The sequence below is a fragment of the Mucilaginibacter sp. P4_D1 genome, from assembly GCF_056401935.1.
This window is the reverse complement of record NZ_JBFUIJ010000053.1, coordinates 1-21,738: the sequence shown is the minus strand read 5'-3', so window position 1 is coordinate 21,738 and position 21,738 is coordinate 1. Positions and strand designations below refer to the sequence as shown.

Below are 21,738 nucleotides of genomic sequence, written 5' to 3'. Positions count from 1 at the left end.
TACGGCTCATCGCTGACGAAAATATTTCATGGCGCTTAAAAAACTCCTGTCAGATTGGGAGATCCTGCCTACAAATGAAATTCAGGCAAACGATCGTTTAAGCGATTTTATGATCTGGCAATTCGCCAAAACAAACAACTACACAATTTTAACTTTTGATGAGGATTTTTGCGAACTACAAAATCTTTACTCTCACCCTCCTAAAGTAATTTGGTTGCGCACCGGCAACTTTGGCACTCAAAAGATTGCTGAATTATTAATTCTTCTAAAGAAAGACATCAACCAATTTTTATCTAACGATGATTTGGGTATCTATGAAGTATATCTATACTAAATGTTATAGCGTTAGAATTCCCTTTGACAGCCTCATTCTTCCTTCAGAATTTTCGAAATTTTATTCCCCCCACCCCATTACAAATTATACTGCAGTATAAACTTGGTAAGCTCCACTGGGTTTTTCAGGTTTAGCTTTTGCATAATGTTTTTGCGGTGGGTTTCAACCGTATAAATGCTCAGGTGCAGGTGGTTGGCCATTTGCTGGTTGGTATAGTCCTGCTTAATAAACTGTAGTAGTTCGGTTTCTCGTTTTGTAAGCTGGAATTGCTTTAAAAAGGGATCGCTGTCATCAAATGTTGAGTTAACAACCGGCGGCTTGTACGGAAAGCATTGCTGCCCCTGGGCTACCAGGCGCATTACCCTCAATAGCTCATCCCTTTCGGCATTTTTAAACAGGTAACCATCGGCGCCGGTGGCTTTTGCTTTTTCAATCAGGTGCTCCTCGTTATAGGTAGATAGCATCACCACCTTAATTTTTGGATAGTAGGCTTTTATCCGCTTAAGCACTTCAAAGCCATTAATGCCCGGCATATTAATATCAAGCAGCACAAGTGTGGGCGTATGGGTATGTAACAACCCCAACACCTCTTTGCCGTTGGCTGCTATATTCATAATCTCGATATCCGGCTCATTTTGCAATAACATGCTAAGCCCGTTTATAAATAATGTATGATCATCTGCTATGATCACTGATAGTTTTTCAGTTGTCATTTCCATCGTACTAATTACTTGTAAACCTATGCTTTATTACCGTTTTAAAAAATACAAACAGCTTTGTATTGTGTGCCTTGCGGCCGTCCCATAAAATTGTATCGTTAAAAACAACCAAAAAAAGCCGCAAAAAGCAACGCTACTGAAACCGGTAAAGGGCTGTAATAACGGTACAATATACATAAACAGCTAACACATTTTAAACCCCATAACCATGGAATATCTCCTTGTAACAATAGCCATCATGCTGATATGCATCACGGCGCTTGCACGGCCAAATAAAAACACTTATTAAACTCAATACCTATGAAAAACTTTATCTCCACTCTTTTAACAATGCTTTTTTACGTCGCTGCCTATGCCCAGCAAAGCAATACCGAAAGCCCGGTAACCAGCAGCAATGCCGCACAGTTTGTTTCGCCAATATCCGTACAGGTACTTGTTGGCAGCCAGGGCATAGGCGCAGATGTAAAATATGGTTTTTTACCCAAACTATCTGGCCGGCTTGGATTTGGCATCATCCCCGTAAACAAAAATAAAGATTTCCATTTTTTTGGTTTCGCGGTACAGGGCCAGTTTTCAACCAGTTTCTCCAATGTTCATTTACTGGCCGATTATTCACCCTTTAATACCAACAGCATTCGCCTGGTTGGCGGCGCCTCGTACATTACACAAGGCAAGGCAACAGCCCTTATTTCGCCCATGGGCGGGTATAACATCGGGAGCCAGTCGCTCACCAAAGATCAGATAGGGGTGCTGCAGGCCGATGTAACGTGGAAGGGTGTTGCGCCTTACCTGGGCATCGCCCTTTTTAAAGGGTTCCCGGGCCAGCTTTTAAATGTAAACGTTGATGTTGGCACCTATTACTTATCCAGCCCAGGCACCTCGTTTACGGGTACAAAACTACTATCAGATAACGATGCCAATAACGTACAGTTCAATAAAAATATGCAGGGCTACCGTTGGATGCCTGTTGTTCAGCTCAATTTTAATTTACGAATCAGATAAAATATCACCATGAAAAACACCTTCAAACTACACTCACAAATTGGCCCGGCAAAACAGGGCGGCGCATTTATTAATGTTTTTTTAATGATAGCGTGCCTGGTATTGGTACTAACCTTAAATAGTTGCAAAAAACCTAATGAGGGCATAGCGCTCACCATTAACGAGACCACGCTTACCAAAGCGCCTGTATTATTGCGTTTTGCCAATGCCAACGCAACTTCAAGCAATCAGCCCGGCGATTTTGACGTTAAAATAACCGGCAAGGATGCCGCGCTGGTGCAAATGGACGGAGGCTCAACCAGCGATTTTAAAGCCTCGCATGGTTTTTTACCCTTATCGCTTACTGCCAATGCAGCGCCCTCGGCTTCGTCGCCGGTAACATTCAACGTATCTGCCGATATTCCGGGCTATGCGCCCATCACCCAAACCATTACCATTACAACAGATAGCGCGAAAATTGTTGATGTTGGCGTGGTTGAATATGCCAACCCACCCGCGGGCACATCTGTTTTGGCAACTACCACGCCTTTAGCAAACGGTGTATCTGCCGGTACAACCCTTAGCCTGCCGCAACGGTCGGGCATGGTTGAAACCGCACAGATCAAAATTTTACCCGGCACACAAATGCTTGATGCAGATGGCTCGGCTATAAACGCATCTGCGCTAACATCCAATATTGTTGATTTCAGCGCCGTGTCTACCACTTCGTACGGGGCTTTCCCGGGAGGTTTCAGCCCTACCAACGTTATAGATAAGGCCGGCAACCAGGTTAATGGCGGTAATGCCATCAACTTTGTATCTGCCGGTTTGCTATCCATTAAAATGTCGGCTGCCGGTACACAGGTAAGGCATTTTTCGCAGCCCATACAGGTGAGCATGAAGCTGAATCCTAATACCACAAACTTTATTACCGGCAATAATATAAAAGCCGGCGACACCGTACCACTATGGAGCCTTACCGAAGAAACCGGGCAATGGAAAAGCGAGGGCGATGTAACCATAGCCAATGATGGCAGCGGCAACCTTACCGCTAATTTTGAAACATCGCACCTGTGCTGCTTCAACCTTGATTGGAGCTGGGCGGTAGCCGGGCACCCATACGGCACCTGTTTTACGCCGCTAACCGTGCGCATTCATTGTGGTGCAGGCAACAGTGGTGTTTATGATGTAACCATAGTTACACCCAACAACCAATACCTGGCCGGCGCCCATGGCGAATTTGTACATGATGGAGATGTAGTAGTATTTCCGTATGTGCCCAGCATTGCGCAATGTAAGGTTGTTATCAGCAGCTTTAACTTATACCTTAACCCGCGGCTACCTATACTTGCCGAAACCGGCTTGTTTAATCCATGCAGCCAGGGTTCTGTCGATTTAAATTTTGGCAGCCCGGCTACGCCTTCGCTCATCAATGTTACACTTAATATGCAGGGCTTTTGCAGCAATAAAAACATCAACCTGCTGCCTTCGGGATGGTTTTTTCTTTACGACATTGGCGCTGCGCAGCTTAATCAAAACGCGTGGACTTACGCCTACGTAAGCCGTGGCGTTATCCAGTATGCTTTTGGCACCGGCATTACAGGCAGCAGGGGCAAATACAGCATTAAATTATTCAATGGCGATCAATATTACATGTATGCTTATAACAGCTACATGTGGTACCAAACCTCGGTGTTTACCATGGCGCCGCGAAACTTTACTTTACCATCAGCAAGCGGTATAAATGGTTCGGCTATTTATGATGCCGGCAGCAATACCTTAAACATCACCGCTAAATTTAGCGTGCGCTGTCATTAAAAGAAATTGGCCGTTAGGTTAATAATTAGGGGAGAAGCCCCGTCAATAGAAATATTGCGGGGCTTTATTGTTTTTAAGAATGTCGGGGCTATATATCAACAGACGCTTTAACAAGCCCAGCCAATGATTAAGATTGGGTTGTTTTACGAAGAGCTTTTTTGCTTTTCGAAGATTCGTCATCTTTTACGTTCTATTTATTACCCCGTATGCGTGTCGTTATACCTCCGAGAACCTCAATGATTACAACTACTGATTGCCGGTTGCCGGCCTCAAAAATACTCCCATCTTAAAATGGCCGAACAAAATGACAGCGGACTCCCAATATGGTCTTTTGGAAAACACTTGATGCTATTTGGAATTATATCATAACTTCAACCACCAATGCACAATTGGCCATCATTTAAAAGTTTACTTATTGCATTTGTAGGTTAACGGATTCTTCACTCCGTTCAGAACGACAACGAGGTTATTCCAATATGTCACAGATAGCGTCATTGCGGCCGCAATTGATTGATTATCACCCCAAACAAAAACAACGCAGCGTTCTTAAAAAAACCCACGTGTAACTTACTAAACAAATTAGCAATTTGGATTTTTTATATGCACATTTGTGTAAACAATTCAATTGAACACTGCACATTTGAAATTTAAAATCTGCACATCTGAATCTCCATGGCCAAAACTAAAATTGCCTATTTCTGCCAAAGCTGCGGCTTCGAATCGCCCAAGTGGTTGGGTAAATGCCCATCGTGCCAGCAATGGAATACCTTTGTAGAAGAAATTATAGAAAAGGGCAACACCAGCAATGCCGTACCCACCTGGAAGGTAACATCCAATACCCAGCAACGCGCCAACAAGCCGGTTCAGGTAGCCGATATTACCTTTAACGAAGAGGACAGGGTACTTACCCCCGATAAAGAATTTAACCGCGTTTTGGGCGGAGGGATAGTGGCAGGTTCGCTGGTGCTTATTGGTGGTGAGCCGGGTATAGGTAAATCAACCCTGATGCTGCAGCTGGCACTAAATATGCCAAATTTAAAGGTACTGTATGTATCGGGCGAAGAAAGTGAAAGGCAGATTAAAATGAGGGCGGAAAGATTGACAGCCCCCGATGGGGGAAATTCTAAAGCCCAATCTCTAAATTCTAAAAATCAAACCCCAAATTCCACTGCCGGAATAGGAGGAGCGTGCTATGTGCTTTGTGAAACATCTACTCAAAACATATTTAAGCAAATAGAGGCGCTGGAGCCCGATTTGGTCGTGATAGATTCTATCCAGACCCTGCACTCATCGCACATCGAATCCACGCCGGGGAGTGTATCGCAGGTAAGGGAGTGTACCGCCGAAATGCTGCGCTTTGCCAAAGAAACCTCGACCCCGGTATTCCTGATAGGACATATTACAAAAGATGGTGCAATTGCCGGCCCCAAAATACTGGAACACATGGTTGATACCGTGTTGCAGTTTGAAGGCGACAGGCACCATGTTTACCGCATCCTGCGCACGATAAAAAACCGTTTTGGCTCGGCATCTGAACTGGGTATTTACGAGATGATGGGCGAAGGGCTGAGGGAAGTATCTAACCCATCCGAAATACTGCTATCGCACCGCGACGAACCGCTGAGCGGCATCACCATATCGGCAACTCTGGAGGGCATGAGGCCTATGCTGATAGAAACCCAGGCGTTGGTAAGCGCATCGGCTTACGGTACCCCCCAGCGTACAGCTACGGGCTTTGATACCAAACGGATGAGTATGCTACTGGCTGTTCTGGAAAAACGTTGCGGTTTCAGGCTGGCAGCTAAAGATGTATTCCTGAATATTACGGGCGGCATCAGGGTAGAAGACCCGGCTATCGACCTGGGCCTGGCCGCGGCCATCATATCGTCGCATGAAGATATGCCTATCCCCTTCAAAACCTGTTTTGCAGGCGAAATTGGCCTGTCGGGCGAGATAAGGGCCGTTAACCGTGTGGAACAGCGCATTGCCGAAGCACAAAAACTGGGCTTTAACCAGATCTTTATCTCCAAGTACAACCTTCCATCCGGCGGACAGGATAAAAAGCGCATGGACCTATCCCGTTACGATATTGATATTAAAATAGTAAGCAGCATCGAAGAGGTATTTGGGCAATTGTTTGGATAAAGGTGAAAGGTGAAAGGTGAAAGGTGAAAGGTGAAAGGTGAAAGGTGAAAGGTGAAAGGTGAAAGGTGAAAGGTGAAAGGTGAAAGGTGAAAGGTGAAACAACCGGGCTTCGCCCGGTTGATTCACCTAATTGGGACATGCCGCTAACGCAGCTACCTTTTACCTTTCGCCTTTTACCTTTAACCTATTTATAAAGCAGGCAATCCAATTTTACGGATACGGTTATTGCCAGAGTCGGTTACGTATAGGTTGCCGCTTGCATCGGCAGCTACGCCCTGTGGCGATGCAAATAAGGCGTTTGTACCGCTACCTTCGGCAAAGCCAGCCGTAGCGCTAATGCCGGCTAATGGCAATAAAACTTTATTAGTGGTGATCTCAAATACACGACCGGTTTGATCGGCTATAAAAAGGTTCCCCTTAGCATCAAATGTCAATGCCGATGGCGAACCAATAACCTGGTGCTTTGGATCGCCCAGGTAGGTGCTCACTACACCGGCCGCTGTTATTTTGCGGATGGAATAATTTAGCGCGTCGGCTACATAAATATCGCCCGCTGCATCTATAGCCAAGCCCGATGGCTTGTTAAATGACGCGCTGGTAGCCGTAGTATTATTAACCCAGGCCGCTGCCCTGTTGCCGGCAAATGTTGTTACCACACCTGCGGCTGTAACCTTGCGGATCAGGTTATTACCCCTGTCGGCTACGTAAAGGCTGCCAGAACCGTCAATTACTATGCCGCGCGGGCTATTAAATGTAGCGGCAGTGCCTGTTCCATCGTCGTAACCTGCGGTTCCGCTACCTGCCAATGTGCTTACCACACCTGCAGGGGTTATTTTACGGATAATGTTATTGCTAAAATCGGCTACATAAATGTTGCCTGCGGCATCAGTTACCAGGCTTTCGGGTGCGTAGAACTGGGCATTGGCCAGTGAGCCATCTACGTACCCTATTGTTCCGTTACCAGTTAATGTGTTTACAGTACCGCGGGTAGTAACAGTCCTGATGGCGCTGTTAAAAGCATCGGCTATATAAATAGTACCTGTACTGCTAATGGTGATACCTTGCGGACTGTAAAAAGACGCGACGGCACCTGTAGCATCAATGAAGCCGGCACTACTATTACCGGCAAATGTGCTCACGGCGCCTACTTTTGATGTCAAATCGGCACCGGTAGTAAATTCCACAACTTTACCATAGCCGGTACCAACAGAATTGGTGGCATAGGCGCGTACATAATATTTGGTGTTAACTTTTAAGCCCTTCATTTTACTGGCATAGGTTAAATAGTTAACAGTATCGGCAGTTTTTGAATCGGCAGTAGTTGGGGTTGGGTTTGTAGCGCTCCAGCATACACCATAGGTTGATACGGCATAAGTAAGCGCCTCGGTAATAAAACCGCCGCTATGGGCGCTGGTATCGGCAGCATCTTTAACCACATCAGTGGTAGATATAACAGGTACTACGCCAGGAGTTGGATTATTGCTTTTAATACATCCTGCCTGGGTTAAAGCAATAGTAAACGCTACTGCCGCAAACAGGATGGAATTAGTAAGATTTTTGTTCATTTGAAATAATATGAATTAATGAGCACGGTATTATCAGCTGTAAAAATAAACAACTTGACAAAGCTTATTACCTAAAACGAATATTTTAACATTCATTAACACTTAAATAAAAGCCGGTTGCAAATTGAATAAAAATAAATGAGTTTAAAGTGAATATAATACGGCCAATAAACACAAAATGTAACAGTAATAAGCCCTTAAAGTAAATATGCAACATTTTGCAGGCTATGGTGTTATGTAAAAACAAGCTATAGCCATGAAAATATCCCCGTTATTAATTGTGTTATTAATGCCTGCGATGGCATTTGCCCAAAAGCACATACCCCTACCCCATGGTATGGTTTACGGCCAAAAACCCGATACCATGGCCATGATGCCTGCTGATAAGCTGGAAGCATTTATGGGCAAAAAGACAAGGATAAGCACCACCGTTGAGGGTAAGATTATAAAAGTGACCAAAGAAAAAGGTGGCTGGTTTGATGTAGACGCCGGTGGTGGCAAAATAATGGCGGCTCACTTTAAAAACTACAATGTTATACTACCTACCCAGTTGGCTGGCCGTACCGTAATTATGGAAGGCGTGGCCGAAAAAATGTTTATCGCCGATGACCTGCAACACCTGGCGGGCGATATGGTAAGCGGCAAAAAGCAGCACAAGGTAAAAACCGATCCTAAACGGACGGTTACGTTTGAGGTAAAAGGGTTAATGGTTGATAAATAGCCTATGCCGGTAATGAATCTATTTACTTTAGCCGGGTAAACGAATAACTGTAAATAAGCCTGATACCGAAAATGCTTAGCGACCTGTTGTTATTGTTTTTGATATCGGCGTGAAAGTTTAAATCTATAGTTTGATGTGTTGTGGTCATCACCATATATCCTATGCCGCCTGTGCCGCCACCACCTGTCTCGCTAAAAACGTCGCCTTCGGCATTCACAAAGCCACCCGCATGCAGGTAAAATTGAGGAGTAACGTATACCCTGGCTGCAAGACCGGCATATGCCAGGTAAGGCGCCTCGATACCAACGGATGGTGTAATACTCAAAAAGTTATTTAATCTTAACTCACCCTGACCTACAATTCCATAGCCGGGCATGTTTTCTTTGGAGTAGCTTAATGCCCCACCGCCACCAATAGCAAATTTAGCCTGGGCTTTAGCATTATGTACAGTAAAAATGAGGCAAAAGGATGCGAAGATGGACGTTAAGGCTTTGCAGKCAGTGTTCATAAGGTTATATATTAAACAACAAAAGCCCCTTAATGCCGGGGCTTTCGTCATATTATTACAATAACGTAAAAAACAATAAATACTTATCCCACTAATTAAATTTAGCGTTATGAGCCTATACCAATGGTTTTAGGTGCAGTTCGTTAGTAAAAAGTTCTTTAACTTTTTGTACTACCTCGGCGCGGTTCACGGTGGCAGCATCGCGCCTGCATTTAAGGTAATGTTCCCTTGCCACTTTTTCGGCCAGGTCGCCAAGGGTTTTTACTTTCAGTTCTTTACCAAACCTGCCTGCAAGGGCAAATCCCGAAAGGGCAATTGCCAGGCCAAAGGCGGCTACGATAGGCTGAAAGAAAAAGCCAGCCAGCGATGCGGCCAGTATAAATGCAAAAGCGGCAATTACTCCTTGTTTGGGCTGCAATAAATTAAGCTGAAAACCCATTTCCCGTTCAATCTCATTAATAACTACAATACGATTATCACGCGGAAAAATGTCTTCGAGCCGGGTTTGGGGTTTTACCAATTCCCTTGGAGCGGTAATGGTACAGTTAATGGCATTCCTGATTTTGTAAAATGCCTGCTGGGTGGTACAGCTTTCGTTGTTTACGTGTTTTATCTTTTCAACAACAATATCGCAAAGTTTACCTAACGTTTTTACATCCCGTACAGATGTATCTTCGAAACTAATATTAAATGATCTTTCAATTTTTACAAGAACGTCACCTAAATCCTCAGGGTCAACACTATTAAGGTTGAATGCCTGGTTATTATTCAAATTAACTTTCAAACTATAGCAACTAAATTTAACCATAAATTGCCTGTAACCGGGGCTACAGGCAATTGTTATTAGCTATTAAACTACTTTTAAATCATAAGTACTTAGCCGATCGTCATAAGTGATCTGTCTTTCTCGACTTAGAACTCAAAACTTCCGACTAAAGACCACTTTACCGGCTCAGGTACATTGATTTCTCTTTGTACAGGTGACGGAAATATGGGTCCTGAAGGTTAGGGATAAAGCGGATAGCCTCTCCTGTTGATTTCATTTCAGGGCCTAACTCCTTGTTCACTTCAGGGAATTTATCAAACGAGAATACCGGTTCTTTGATGGCATAGCCCCAAAGTTTGCGTTCGATGGTGAAGTCTTTCAGTTTGGCAACGCCCAGCATTACTTTGGCCGCTATGTTGATGTATGGTACATCGTAAGCTTTGGCTATAAAAGGTACCGTACGCGACGCACGCGGGTTGGCTTCTATCACAAACACCTGGTCGTTTTTAACTGCAAACTGGATGTTTAACAAACCACGCACATTTAAGGCCCTGGCAATTTTTTCGGTATACTCCTCCATCTGGCTTATCACATTGTCGGATAAATCAAAAGGCGGTAACACCGCAAATGAGTCGCCCGAGTGGATACCGGCTGGCTCAATGTGTTCCATTAAACCAACGATGTGCACGTCGTCGCCATCGCTTATCGAGTCGGACTCGGCTTCGGCGGCACGGTCAAGGAAGTGGTCAATCAGCACGCGGTTACCGGGCAGGTTTTTAAGTAAGCTAACAACAGCTTTCTCCAAATCCTCATCGTTAATCACAATGCTCATGCCCTGGCCACCCAATACATAGCTTGGGCGAACAAGTACCGGGTAACCAACCTGGTGCGCTACTTCAAGGGCTTCTTCGGCACTTTCGGCAACACCATATTTAGGGTAAGGGATATTCAATTCTTTCAACAGATCGCTGAAACGGCCGCGGTCTTCGGCCACATCCATATCATTGAATGAGGTACCTATGATGTTAATGCCGTGCTCGTGCATCTTCTCGGCCATTTTTAAAGCGGTTTGGCCACCAAGCTGTACAATTACACCGTAAGGTTTTTCCAATTCGATGATCTCGCGAACGTGCTCCCAGTAAACCGGCTCAAAGTATAGCTTGTCGGCCATGTTAAAGTCGGTTGATACCGTTTCGGGGTTACAGTTAACCATGATGGCTTCAAAGCCCGATTCTTTTGCGGCCAGTAATCCGTGCACGCAGCTATAATCAAACTCAATACCCTGGCCTATACGGTTGGGGCCTGATCCTAAAACGATGATCTTCTTTTTATCAGACGAGACAGATTCGTTTTCGCCTTCGTAAGTAGAGTAATAGTAAGGTGTTTTTGCAGGGAACTCTGCAGCGCAGGTGTCAACCATTTTGTAAACACGCTTAATGCCCAGGGCTTTGCGGCGCTGGTAAACATCTTCTTCGGTAACGTTGCCTAAAATGTAAGCAATTTGTGTATCCGAGAAGCCTTTTTGTTTTAGGGTGAACAGGAAGTCTTCAGGGATATTGTTCAGTGAGTAACGGCGCAGTTCGTTCTCTAAGTTAACCACATCCATAATCTGGTTCAGGAACCAGCGATCGATCTTGGTAACTTTACGTACCGATTCTATTGGTACACCAAGGCTTAAGGCATCATAAATATGGAATAACCTGTCCCAGCTTGGGTGCTCCAGGCTGTACATAATTTCTTCCAGGTTGCGGCTTTGGCGGCCATCGGCACCTAAACCGGCCCGGCCTATCTCTAAACTCTGACAGGCTTTTTGCAAAGCTTCAATAAAGCTGCGGCCAATGCCCATTACCTCGCCTACCGATTTCATTTGCAGGCCAAGCTCGCGATTGGCGCCTTTGAATTTATCAAAGTTCCAGCGTGGTATTTTTACAATCACATAATCCAAAGTAGGCTCAAAATAAGCCGAAGTTGTTTTGGTGATCTGGTTTTCTATTTCATCAAGGTTATAACCTATGGCCAGCTTAGCAGCAATCTTAGCAATTGGGTAACCGGTTGCTTTGGATGCCAGTGCCGATGAACGCGATACGCGCGGGTTAATTTCAATGGCGATGATGGCTTCGTCGGCAGGGTTAACCGAGAACTGTACGTTACAGCCACCAGCGAAGTTGCCAATGGCGCGCATCATGCGGATGGCCTGGTTACGCATATCCTGATAGCAGCGGTCGCTCAGGGTCATGGCCGGGGCCACGGTTATCGAGTCGCCGGTATGGATACCCATCGGGTCGAAGTTTTCGATAGAGCAGATGATAATTACGTTGTCGTTATTATCGCGCAGCAGTTCCAATTCGTATTCTTTCCAACCTATAACGGCTTGTTCAACCAAAACCTCGTGAGTAGGTGATGCCTGTAAGCCTTTGCTTAATGCGGCATCAAAATCTTCTTTTTTGTGCACAAAGCCTGCACCTTTACCACCAAGGGTATAGCTTGGGCGGATAACCAGCGGGAAACCAATTTCCTGCGCGGCTTCTTTACCTTCCAGGAAAGAGTTGGCAATTTTGGATTTGGCAACACCTACACCAATATCAACCATCAATTGGCGAAAAGCTTCGCGGTTTTCGGTTTTTTCGATGGCGGCAATATCAACACCCACAATTTTTACATTGTACTTTTCCCAAATACCTTGCTCGGCAGCTTCAATACAAAGGTTAAGCGCGGTTTGGCCACCCATGGTAGGTAGTACCGCGTCAATTTGTCGCTCATTAAGTATCTGCTCGATACTTGCGCAGGTTAAGGGCAGCAGGTAAACATGATCGCCAATAACCTTATCCGTCATGATAGTGGCGGGGTTGCTGTTGATGATAGAAACAGTGATGCCTTCTTCTTTAAGGGAAAGGGCGGCTTGCGAGCCGGCGTAATCAAATTCGCAGGCCTGGCCAATAATAATGGGGCCAGAGCCGATAATCAGAACGGATTTGATGGAATTATCTTTGGGCATAGGGCTTTTTTTTAAATCAAAAGTTCTAAGTCAAAAGTTAAAGGATTTTTATCTCCTTTAAACGATTTTTCCTATGCACTGAAGGCGAGAAATCCCGACCTCAGTGTCGGGGTGCAAAGATAGAGTTTTGACGCACACAATTAATCTTTTTTTTGAATTAATATTTATATTTTATGTACGTCCTTAAATTTTAGCATTTCGGTGAGTTTTAGCTCCTTGTCTGTATCAAATCCGCATGATGTTGTAAAGTTTTGCGGATTGCGGTACGTGCCAAATAACATATCCCACCAAACAATATCGCCATAATTATTGCTGTGTTTTTCGTACTCGTGATGGATACGGTGCATCTCGGGTCGCTGGAAAATGTAGCCTATCCATTTTGGAGTTTTGATATTGGTGTGATAGAAAAATTCGCCCAAAGCGGTGCACAAAGTATATATAGCTCCTGCCTCGGGGCTTAAGCCAAGCAGCGTGTACACCAGCAAACTGCCTATTACTGAGTTAACAGCCATCTCCAACGGATGTTTATAAAATGACGTTATCACTTCAATGCGCCGTGCGCTATGATGTATCTGGTGAAAATGCCGCCATAAAAAATCACTCTGATGGCGCCACCTGTGCCACCAATAAAATATAAAAGTTGCTATAAAGTAAGCCACCACTCCGCCAAGCCAATTGGGCATATGGCGCGACAGAAAGAAAAGAGAATAGCCAGACAGCCATTTTTCCCAGCTATAACCGGCAATAACTACAATAAGTAACTGTACAAAATTGATAGCAAGCACCCTGATGGTCCAGGTAGGCACCTGGGGAAGTTTCCACCCGGGCGAAAGCTTTTCAATGAGGAAACAAACGGCGAAACAAATTAAGATGATATAAAGCATGGTTTTATGTTTTTGATTAAATCAAATCTCGGTGCCAGGCCTGTCAATAAGTTTTGACTTATATCAAAAAAACGTTACCCTTTAGCTCTTATCCTGCTTAAGGTTTCCTGTTTAATACTTAAAAATGATGCTATTTGCCCCAGGGACGCTTTTTGAAGGATGCCGGGGTGGCTTTGCAGCAGGTTTTCATACCGTTCTTTTGCACTGAGCGTTTGCAGGTTAATAGTCCGCTCTTCACTGCGGATGTAATACTGTTCGGTAACAAGGCGTCCGGTTAGGTTAAACTCCGGGTATTTTTTGTACATAGCTTGTAGCTGGTCCCAATTGATGGATTGCAGAACGCTATCTTCCAGCACCTGGATGTTTTCGAAAGAAGGCTTACGCGAAAAAAAGCTGTAGACCGATACAATGATTTCGCCCTGGCCATTAAACCAACTGGTAAATTCGTTACCCGCTTTATGGTAGTAAGCCCGGGTAAAGCCTTGTTTTACAAAATAAATCCGCTGCGACACCTGCCCTGCTTTTAACAGGATTGATTTCTTAGCATAATGGTCTTCAACCAGATATGATTCAAGCTGGCTTTCTATCTGCGGTGTTAGGATATTTATATTATTAAGTACTTGCAATAAACCATTTGTTTCCATAAAATCTTAATATATTTATACAAGGTATAAATTACCTATAAAACCAATTAAACTTGTAATTGTAGTAATGTACAATTACCTTACAGCGATAAATTATGATGAAGAAACATACATTTTTTCTGTTTGCCGCTATTTTCCTGTTCGGAAGCTGTGGTATGCTGCAGTCAATCATGAAATCTACGTTCCCTTATACGGCTAACCTGGTAATTCCGGCATCGTCATCGGTCGATCAGCCGCATACCGCCATAAGTACAGCCAACAGTTTCGACCAGGATTTTACCAAAGATGGCAATAATGCAAACCAGATAAGTGAAGTTCGCATTATATCGGCAAAGCTGCAATCAAAAGATCCATCGGATTATAACATTGGCAATATTGCAGCATTAAGGATTTATATGGCCAAAGCCGACGGCAGCGACGAGGTGCTGGTGGCCATTCGTAAAGATATTACTGCCAATGTTGGTAACAGTGTAGTGCTGGATATAGACAACTCGCATTTTTTGGATGAGATTGTAAGGGAGCCAAGTGTGCGCATCAGGATGGTTTACCTGTTACGTAAAGCCGTTAACACCGATGTGGAACTTAAAGTATCGTTAAGCATAGGTGCGGAGCCGCGGGAGCGATAGTATCAATACCCCTGTAAAGCGAAAGCAACCGGTACTGAATATATGACCCTTACCGCACGGCCAAACCTTGTACCCGGTACCCACTTCGGCGAAGCGTTTAATACCCTTGCGGCTTCGGTATCAAGCTCCTTGCTAACAGATTTTGTAACTTTAACCTCTGTAACCTGGCCGCTTTTTTCAACAACAAAGGTTAAAACTACCCGGCCTTGTATATTATTTTGCCTTGCATAGGTGGGATATTCAATATGATTTGAAAGATACCGGCCAAAGCCTGGCACCCCGCCCTTAAACTGCGGTGGCACACTCCTTGTTTTGGTATAGGTATTAACTGTGCCGTCATCTAATGTTGCAGTACCTGAAATAAGCTGGCCGTTACTATAATTTTCTTCAAAACGGGTGTGGATATCATCAAAGCGGCCTTTCCAAAGCCCTTCCCGTTTGCCATTTTTGATTTCGCCCTCTTCGGTTATTTTTTTTAAATTGTTACTATAACCAACATAATGCCCGTTACCATTGGTTACCAATAGCGTTCCTACAGAATCGCGGCAATCCGTCACCAGGTAGTTTTCTTCAAAATCATTATAAGGACTGTCGTTATCAGGAAACTCCCTGCCAAGGTATAACTTACCGTTTGGGAAATAATCATACGCGCTACCAATCACTTTGCCTTTTTTGTAGGTGCGCACAGATTCTTTATTGCTGTTTTTAAAATAAGTGATGCACTGATCCTCAAGTGTCACCGGATCGATGGTAGAGGTTTTACCCAGCATCTTAACTTTCCCGTTAGGATAGTACTCCAGAACATTGAAAAAAACAGTCCCTGAATCGGGCTCGCGAATGATCCTGATATAATCGGCACTGTCGCGGATATCAACATGTTTGCCATTATTCTTCAAAAAATAAACATTCTGGCGCTGGGCAAAGCATAGCGATGCCATGAAAAGAAAGGTAAAGGTTAAAGGTAATTTCATTAGTAAACCAGGGGCTTTAAAACCGCGCTAATTTACTTTATTAATTTATTATCAGCATCAGGAAATACCAATATGGGTTCATATTTTCTCGCCTCGTCGCGCTCCATGTAGGCGTATGACATAATGATAACCACATCACCAACCTGGGCTAGCCTGGCGGTAGCACCATTTAAACAAACCGTGCCGCTGCCGCGCTCACCTTTTATAACATAAGTTTCAAAACGCGCGCCGTTATTGTTATTCACTATCTGAACTTTTTCGTTCGGAATAATATCGGCCGCTTCAATCAGGTCTTCATCAATTGTAATACTGCCCACGTAATTCAGCTCCGCCTGCGTAACCTTCACCCTGTGAATTTTGGACTTCAATATCTCAATAATCATGGTGCAAAGTTATAAATAAATTTAGTCGATAGTTCATGGTCCATAGTCGATAGATTGTAAAATGATTAATCACGGCTGTAACGCTATTTTTGCCATGATCTATCAGCCCTCGTCTATCCAATCAACATATTATCTATTAATCTTGTTTTACCTGCCCGGGCTGCTACCAGGGCTACTATATTTTGAGTGGCGGCGGTGGCCGGCAATAATGTATCGCCATCAACAATTTCAAAATATTCAAGGCTAATGTCCGGCTCAGCACCAATCATCTGTTCTGCCTGCTGCTGAAGCATTTGTATATTTTCTGTATCGAAATTGCTTTTAACCCAGTTTAATGTTTTTGATAATATGAGGGCGTGCTGCCTGTCGCCGGCGGTTAAATGAATATTCCTCGAGCTCATGGCCAGGCCATCGTCATCGCGCAAAATGGGGCACATGACCAGCTTTACCGGCATGTTTAATAAATTAACCATTTTATTGATCACCATAAACTGCTGGTAGTCTTTTTGGCCAAAAAAGGCGATATTGGGCTTTACGATATTGAACAGTTTATTTACCACCTGCATAACACCCTGGTAATGTCCCGGCCGGAATTTGCCTTCCAGTAAATGCTCCAGGTTGCCTATATCTAAATGCCATTTCTCATTACCATCATACATCTCATCAACCGTCGGGCTAAACAATATATCGCAGCCCGCCTGCTCAAGCATAGCTATATCGGCAGCAATGGGGCGGGGGTACTTTTCAAGGTCTTTTGGATCGTTAAACTGGGTGGGGTTTACAAAAATACTGCAAATCACTTCGGTGCTAATTTGCTGAGCCTGTTTAATTAACGATAAGTGGCCGTTATGCAGTGCGCCCATTGTAGGTACAAAGCCAACAGTTTTGCCGGTTTTGTTGGCAAAGTACTGGTTTAGCTGTTGCCTGGTAGTAAATATCTTCAATGTAGTTTGAATTACAAAATTTGGTAAAGGTGTGCATTTACGCAAAAAATACCAAAAGTTACTTGCACAATTCGTTGACAGTTCATATAATAATGATTATATTTGCACACTCAAATTTTTTGACTTCTTTACATATTTTTAATACTGATTAAGTGATGGGTAAATCTAAGCTATTGTTTATAACTCATGAAATGTCTCCTTTCCTTGAACTCACAAAAATTGCTGAAATAACACGCCAACTTCCGCAGGCAATGCAGGAGAAGGGATTCGAGATCCGGATCCTTATGCCGCGTTTTGGCAATATTAACGAGCGCAGGAACAGGCTTCATGAAGTTATCCGTTTATCGGGTATGAATATTATTATCAACGATAATGATAACCCGCTGATCATTAAGGTAGCATCTATCCCGGCAGCGCGTATGCAGGTGTATTTTTTAGATAATGAAGAATATTTTCAGCGTAAACATGTGTTTGGTGATAAGGACGGCAAGTTTTATGCCGATAATGACGAGCGTATGATCTTCTTTTGCAAAGGTGCATTGGAAACGGTTAAAAAATTAGGATGGGCTCCAGACATCATCCATTGCCATGGATGGTTAAGCGCCCTGGTGCCTGCGTATTTAAAAACTACTTACAAAGACGATCCGACTTTTAAGCATTCAAAAATCATTTATTCGATTTACGAAAATGATTTTAATGACAAGCTTGGCGCCGACTTTGCCCAAAAAGCAATCATGAGCAACATGACCGAGGCGCACGTTGACGCTTACAAAGAAGGCACCAACACTGCCCTTTATGCCGGCGCAATCCAGTACTCAGACGGGATTGTTTTGGGCAGCGAGAATATCGACGCAGATGTGTTAAATAATGTTAAAAACAGCAATAAATCGGTTTTAGAATTTGATTCTACCGCAGATTTCGAAAATTATTACAATTTTTACGACGAAATTACCAACGACGAATTGGTGCATGTTGCATAAGACTTAATATTATATATGAAATTTTTCAGATTAGACTTATTGACCCTGTTAATAAGTCTTTTTATTTTCAATAGCTGTAAGCGCCAGGAGGGCATAGGTTTAGGTGTAGATACATCATCCCAGGTAAGCGGCACTTTGCTTGTTGATACTACTGTTACCATCAACACTGTTGACGAAGACACTGTAAGCGTAGTTACATCGGGTTTAACTAAAACACCGCTTGGCGAGTTTGCTGACCCGGTTTTTGGTACAACTAAAACAAACGTGGCAATGGCTATCCAGCTGCCAACGGCTCCGTATACAGTTCCTGCAGGTACACTTACTATAGATTCGGCCGTGCTTGTACTGGGCTATGCCGATGGCTTTTACGGTGATTCTGTAGTTTCCCGTTATAAAGTTAACGTTTATCAGCTACAAAATAAACCCACTAACGAAACCTATTATGGCACCAAACGCTGGGCAAGCCAGGCTACTGTATTGGCAACCAAAACATTTACTGCCAACACCCATGATAGCTTAACCATTGCCCGCATTCGTAAGGATACCATTGATACCGTGCAAAGGGTTGCGCCGCAATTGCGTATACCTTTTAGCAAGCAGTTTATTTATGATAACCTTTTTAATGCCACTGGTACAGCGTTAGCTTCTGACGCGGCTTTCCAGGATTTAGTTAAAGGCTTATATCTAACCGTGGCAAGAGCACAATCTTCAAATGTGGGTGGTACTTTGCAATTAAATCTTTCATCTACACGGTCGCACCTTGATGTGTTTTACAAGGCCAAGAATGATACTACAACAGATACAGCAAGTGTATCGTTAACCTTCCCTATACATGCTGCCGAAATAAGGCATCAGTATGGCAGTGTGACGGATGCCGCAAGGAAGGCTAAAGTAACCAGCCAAACTACAGTTTACCTGCAAGGGTTGGGCGCATTGCGCGCCAAAGTAGGGTTCCCGGGCTTAAGTAAGCTTAACGCCGATTCAATTGTGCTAAACCGCGCCGAATTGGTTATAACACCGGTGCAAGGCTCGGGTATTCCGTATCAATCGTTGCCCAAATTAGCCATGTATCAATTAGATATTGCCAAGCAGCGTATTTTGATACAGGATGCATCGTCATCAAATGCACTTTACCAGGCAGGAGTATTTGGCGGCTTTTACACCCGTACCACCAAAGAACCGGTAAAAGCCTACCGCTTTGTAATTACAAGCTACGTACAGGATTTGATTCGTAAAAAGACAATAGATTATGGCACTTACGTTGCCCCTATTGATACTACCGAAGTAAACTCAACCACTGGCGCAGGCATTATAGCCCCAAGCGCGCAAATTGCGGGCCGTACAATATTGATTGGGAGCGATAAAAATTCGCCTTACCGCATTAAGCTGAATATTTTTTATACCAAGATACCCAAGCTGTAAAAGCTTAATTAAAATAAAAAGAATCCCCGCTTAGGGGATTTTTTTGTTTAAGCCCAAAACACTTCTTAAAATTAATTTTTAAGTAAGTAAAAACCTTTCCATTTTCTGAAATAATTAAAATAATAAGCTATGAAGTGTGTTATATAGCTGATTATTTTTGCTCCATTTACATTTTATAAAATTTACTATGTGCGGAATTGTTGGTTATATAGGTTACAGAGATGCTTATCCCATCATTATAAAAGGACTTCATCGTTTAGAATACAGGGGCTATGACAGTGCCGGTGTTGCGCTGTTAGATAAAGAACTAAAGGTTTATAAAAAGGCCGGCAAGGTTGATGACCTTGAAAACTTTGTGAAGGGCATTGATCTTAAAGGATCAATGGGTATGGGGCACACACGCTGGGCTACCCACGGCGCACCAAGCGACCGAAACTCGCACCCACACTCATCCGGTAATCGTAAGCTTACCATAATACACAATGGTATTATCGAAAACTATGGCGTTATTAAAGAAACGCTTACAGCCAAAGGCCACATTTTTAAAAGCGATACCGATACCGAGGTGCTCATTCACCTGATAGAAGATATCATGGACCAAACAGGCCTCGGCCTGCGCGAGGCTGTAAGGGTATCGCTTACTAAAGTTATCGGCGCCTATGCCATAGTGATCATGAGTGCCGACGAGCCCGATTTGCTGATAGCGGCACGTAAAGGCAGCCCCATGGTGATAGGTGTTGGCAAAGGCGAATACTTTATTGCATCAGATGCTACACCCATTGTGGAATACACCAAAAACGTTATCTATTTAAACGATAACGAAATTGCCTACATACACCGTGATAACCTGCTGATCAAAAACATCGATAACTCGGTACAAACACCCTATATCCAGGAGCTTGACCTGAAGCTGGAAATGCTGGAAAAAGGCGGCTACGAACATTTTATGCTGAAAGAGATTTACGAGCAGCCGCGCTCTATCCGCGATTGCTTACGTGGCCGTATTTACCCGCAGCAAGGCAAAGTTCAGTTGGGTGGTATCAAAGAATATACGGAGAAGCTGAAGAACGTAGACAGGATTATTATCATTGCCTGCGGCACCTCATGGCATGCCGGGCTGGTTGGCGAGTATTTGATTGAGGAATACGCCCGTGTACCTGTCGAGGTGGAGTATGCTTCGGAGTTTAGATACCGTAACCCCATCATCACTGAGAAAGATTTGGTAATAGCCATCTCCCAATCGGGCGAAACTGCCGATACCATGGCGGCCATAGAGTTGGCCAAGGAAAAAGGAGCTACTATTTTTGGTATCTGCAACGTGGTAGGTGCATCCATTCCGCGTACTACGCATGCCGGTGTTTACACACATGCGGGCCCCGAAATTGGGGTGGCATCAACCAAGGCGTTTACAGCCCAGGTAAGTGTTTTAACGCTGATTGCGTTTTATATAGCCCAGCAGCGCGGCAAAATAACCCAAAGTAAGCTGGTTGAATATTTAACCGAATTAAACCAGATCCCTCAACTGGTTGAGGAAGCTTTAAAATGCAACGATCATGTGATAAAGATTGCCACCAAGTTTAAAGATTCAACCAATTGCCTGTTCCTGGGCAGGGGCAGTTCATTCCCGGTTGCTTTAGAGGGCGCTTTGAAGCTGAAAGAGATCTCCTATATTCATGCTGAGGGTTATCCTGCCGCCGAAATGAAACACGGCCCCATCGCCTTAATTGATGATGACATGCCGGTGGTTGTAATTGCAACCCAAAGTTCATCATACGAAAAGGTGATTAGTAATATACAGGAAGTAAAGGCCCGCAAAGGCCACGTAATAGCCATTGTTACCGAAGGTGATACCGAAGTAAGAGACATGGCCGACTATGTAATTGAGATACCCCAAACCCACGAAGCGTTTGTGCCGCTGATAGCAACTATACCATTACAACTATTAGCTTACCATATAGCCGTTATGAGGGGCTGTAATGTTGACCAGCCAAGGAATTTGGCTAAGTCGGTTACTGTGGAGTAAGTTTTAGGTGGTACGTTTAACGTTGTAGGTTTTACGTAATACGTTTTTATTTGAAGCAAAAGAGGCCGTATCATAAATCAAATGATGCGGTCTTTTTATTTTACGGCGGATAAATCGATTTCAAGTAGTTTTTTGATGTTGATTTCGAACTAACGAATATTATTGATTAAGAACGAGTGAAAAGAAGGCCTTTAGGCAGCTTTTTTTCTTAGGTTTTGTGCGATTGAAAGTAAGCCCCATTCTATCGCTACTTTTTCTTTCCCACGGAGCATGAAGCGTCGGAACCCGTGGTTCTGTTTGATATTTATT

The 21,738-nt window shown here is 43.8% G+C and carries 20 protein-coding genes; 9 read left to right on the top strand and 11 right to left on the bottom strand.

Annotated features, from left to right (window positions below):
- The first annotated feature begins 28 nt into the window (after nucleotides 1–28).
- Nucleotides 29–334 (top strand): DUF5615 family PIN-like protein, encoded by a 306-nt coding sequence (locus tag AC1DV1_RS27500; RefSeq protein WP_477366600.1) that lies wholly within the window; start codon nucleotides 29–31, stop codon nucleotides 332–334.
- Nucleotides 335–411: 77 nt separating this feature from the next.
- On the opposite strand, the gene AC1DV1_RS27495 is transcribed toward AC1DV1_RS27500, so the two are convergent.
- Nucleotides 412–1,053 carry a response regulator gene (locus AC1DV1_RS27495; protein WP_477366596.1) on the bottom strand — a complete coding sequence of 214 codons (642 nt, stop codon included), beginning with the start codon at nucleotides 1,051–1,053 and terminating at the stop codon, nucleotides 412–414.
- A 300-nt stretch (nucleotides 1,054–1,353) separates the two neighbouring features.
- Here AC1DV1_RS27495 and AC1DV1_RS27490 point away from each other — a divergent pair, with 300 nt between their 5' ends.
- The 3 genes from AC1DV1_RS27490 to radA all read left to right on the top strand — a co-directional run bounded on the left by AC1DV1_RS27490 (nucleotide 1,354) and on the right by radA (nucleotide 5,997).
- Nucleotides 1,354–2,055 (top strand): hypothetical protein, encoded by a 702-nt coding sequence (locus AC1DV1_RS27490; RefSeq protein WP_477366593.1) that lies wholly within the window; start codon nucleotides 1,354–1,356, stop codon nucleotides 2,053–2,055.
- 9 nt (nucleotides 2,056–2,064) lie between these two features.
- Nucleotides 2,065–3,852 (top strand): hypothetical protein, encoded by a 1,788-nt coding sequence (locus tag AC1DV1_RS27485; RefSeq protein ID WP_477366590.1) that lies wholly within the window; start codon nucleotides 2,065–2,067, stop codon nucleotides 3,850–3,852.
- A gap of 672 nt (nucleotides 3,853–4,524) precedes the next feature.
- On the top strand, nucleotides 4,525–5,997 hold the full coding sequence (gene radA / locus AC1DV1_RS27480; protein ID WP_477366586.1) for a DNA repair protein RadA: 1,473 nt from the start codon (nucleotides 4,525–4,527) through the stop codon (nucleotides 5,995–5,997).
- A 188-nt stretch (nucleotides 5,998–6,185) separates the two neighbouring features.
- On the opposite strand, the gene AC1DV1_RS27475 is transcribed toward radA, so the two are convergent.
- On the bottom strand, nucleotides 6,186–7,562 hold the full coding sequence (locus tag AC1DV1_RS27475) for an NHL repeat-containing protein (RefSeq protein ID WP_477366583.1): 1,377 nt from the start codon (nucleotides 7,560–7,562) through the stop codon (nucleotides 6,186–6,188).
- A 256-nt stretch (nucleotides 7,563–7,818) separates the two neighbouring features.
- Between AC1DV1_RS27475 and AC1DV1_RS27470 the strand changes: the two genes are divergently transcribed.
- A complete protein-coding gene (locus tag AC1DV1_RS27470; RefSeq protein WP_477366580.1) occupies nucleotides 7,819–8,283 on the top strand; it encodes a DUF4920 domain-containing protein in 465 nt (154 codons plus the stop codon).
- 22 nt (nucleotides 8,284–8,305) lie between these two features.
- Here the strand turns inward: AC1DV1_RS27470 and AC1DV1_RS27465 are convergent, their stop codons facing one another.
- From AC1DV1_RS27465 to AC1DV1_RS27445, 5 genes are all read right to left on the bottom strand, one after another.
- Nucleotides 8,306–8,791: a hypothetical protein gene (locus AC1DV1_RS27465; protein ID WP_477366577.1), complete on the bottom strand. Its 486-nt coding sequence runs from the start codon at nucleotides 8,789–8,791 to the stop codon at nucleotides 8,306–8,308.
- A 115-nt stretch (nucleotides 8,792–8,906) separates the two neighbouring features.
- Nucleotides 8,907–9,575 (bottom strand): acyl carrier protein, encoded by a 669-nt coding sequence (locus tag AC1DV1_RS27460; RefSeq protein WP_477366574.1) that lies wholly within the window; start codon nucleotides 9,573–9,575, stop codon nucleotides 8,907–8,909.
- A gap of 160 nt (nucleotides 9,576–9,735) precedes the next feature.
- Nucleotides 9,736–12,552, bottom strand: coding sequence for a carbamoyl-phosphate synthase large subunit (gene carB / locus AC1DV1_RS27455; protein WP_477366572.1), 2,817 nt, complete (start codon nucleotides 12,550–12,552; stop codon nucleotides 9,736–9,738).
- Nucleotides 12,553–12,716: 164 nt separating this feature from the next.
- Nucleotides 12,717–13,436, bottom strand: a complete 720-nt coding sequence (locus AC1DV1_RS27450) for a sterol desaturase family protein (protein ID WP_477366569.1) — start codon at nucleotides 13,434–13,436, stop codon at nucleotides 12,717–12,719.
- 74 nt (nucleotides 13,437–13,510) lie between these two features.
- Nucleotides 13,511–14,080, bottom strand: coding sequence for a Crp/Fnr family transcriptional regulator (locus AC1DV1_RS27445; RefSeq protein ID WP_477366566.1), 570 nt, complete (start codon nucleotides 14,078–14,080; stop codon nucleotides 13,511–13,513).
- Between the two features lie 95 nt (nucleotides 14,081–14,175).
- On the opposite strand from AC1DV1_RS27445, the gene AC1DV1_RS27440 reads away from it, so the two are divergent.
- A complete protein-coding gene (locus tag AC1DV1_RS27440) occupies nucleotides 14,176–14,706 on the top strand; it encodes a hypothetical protein (RefSeq protein ID WP_477366564.1) in 531 nt (176 codons plus the stop codon).
- Between the two features lie 2 nt (nucleotides 14,707–14,708).
- Here the strand turns inward: AC1DV1_RS27440 and AC1DV1_RS27435 are convergent, their stop codons facing one another.
- The 3 genes from AC1DV1_RS27435 to panC all read right to left on the bottom strand — a co-directional run bounded on the left by AC1DV1_RS27435 (nucleotide 14,709) and on the right by panC (nucleotide 17,004).
- Nucleotides 14,709–15,677 (bottom strand): TonB family protein, encoded by a 969-nt coding sequence (locus AC1DV1_RS27435; protein ID WP_477366561.1) that lies wholly within the window; start codon nucleotides 15,675–15,677, stop codon nucleotides 14,709–14,711.
- Nucleotides 15,678–15,709: 32 nt separating this feature from the next.
- Nucleotides 15,710–16,060, bottom strand: a complete 351-nt coding sequence (gene panD / locus AC1DV1_RS27430; RefSeq protein WP_090651607.1) for an aspartate 1-decarboxylase — start codon at nucleotides 16,058–16,060, stop codon at nucleotides 15,710–15,712.
- Between the two features lie 113 nt (nucleotides 16,061–16,173).
- The gene (panC, locus tag AC1DV1_RS27425) at nucleotides 16,174–17,004 is read right to left on the bottom strand and encodes a pantoate--beta-alanine ligase (RefSeq protein WP_477366559.1); all 831 of its coding nucleotides are present in this window, start codon (nucleotides 17,002–17,004) and stop codon (nucleotides 16,174–16,176) included.
- Nucleotides 17,005–17,159: 155 nt separating this feature from the next.
- Here panC and AC1DV1_RS27420 point away from each other — a divergent pair, with 155 nt between their 5' ends.
- The 3 genes from AC1DV1_RS27420 to glmS all read left to right on the top strand — a co-directional run bounded on the left by AC1DV1_RS27420 (nucleotide 17,160) and on the right by glmS (nucleotide 21,429).
- The gene (locus tag AC1DV1_RS27420) at nucleotides 17,160–17,984 is read left to right on the top strand and encodes a glycogen/starch synthase (RefSeq protein ID WP_477366556.1); all 825 of its coding nucleotides are present in this window, start codon (nucleotides 17,160–17,162) and stop codon (nucleotides 17,982–17,984) included.
- Nucleotides 17,985–17,999: 15 nt separating this feature from the next.
- Nucleotides 18,000–19,406: a DUF4270 family protein gene (locus tag AC1DV1_RS27415; RefSeq protein ID WP_477366553.1), complete on the top strand. Its 1,407-nt coding sequence runs from the start codon at nucleotides 18,000–18,002 to the stop codon at nucleotides 19,404–19,406.
- 187 nt (nucleotides 19,407–19,593) lie between these two features.
- On the top strand, nucleotides 19,594–21,429 hold the full coding sequence (gene glmS / locus AC1DV1_RS27410) for a glutamine--fructose-6-phosphate transaminase (isomerizing) (RefSeq protein ID WP_477366550.1): 1,836 nt from the start codon (nucleotides 19,594–19,596) through the stop codon (nucleotides 21,427–21,429).
- Between the two features lie 191 nt (nucleotides 21,430–21,620).
- Here the strand turns inward: glmS and AC1DV1_RS27405 are convergent.
- The coding region (locus AC1DV1_RS27405; protein WP_477366652.1) for a transposase at nucleotides 21,621–21,738 on the bottom strand (118 nt) is incomplete at its 5' end.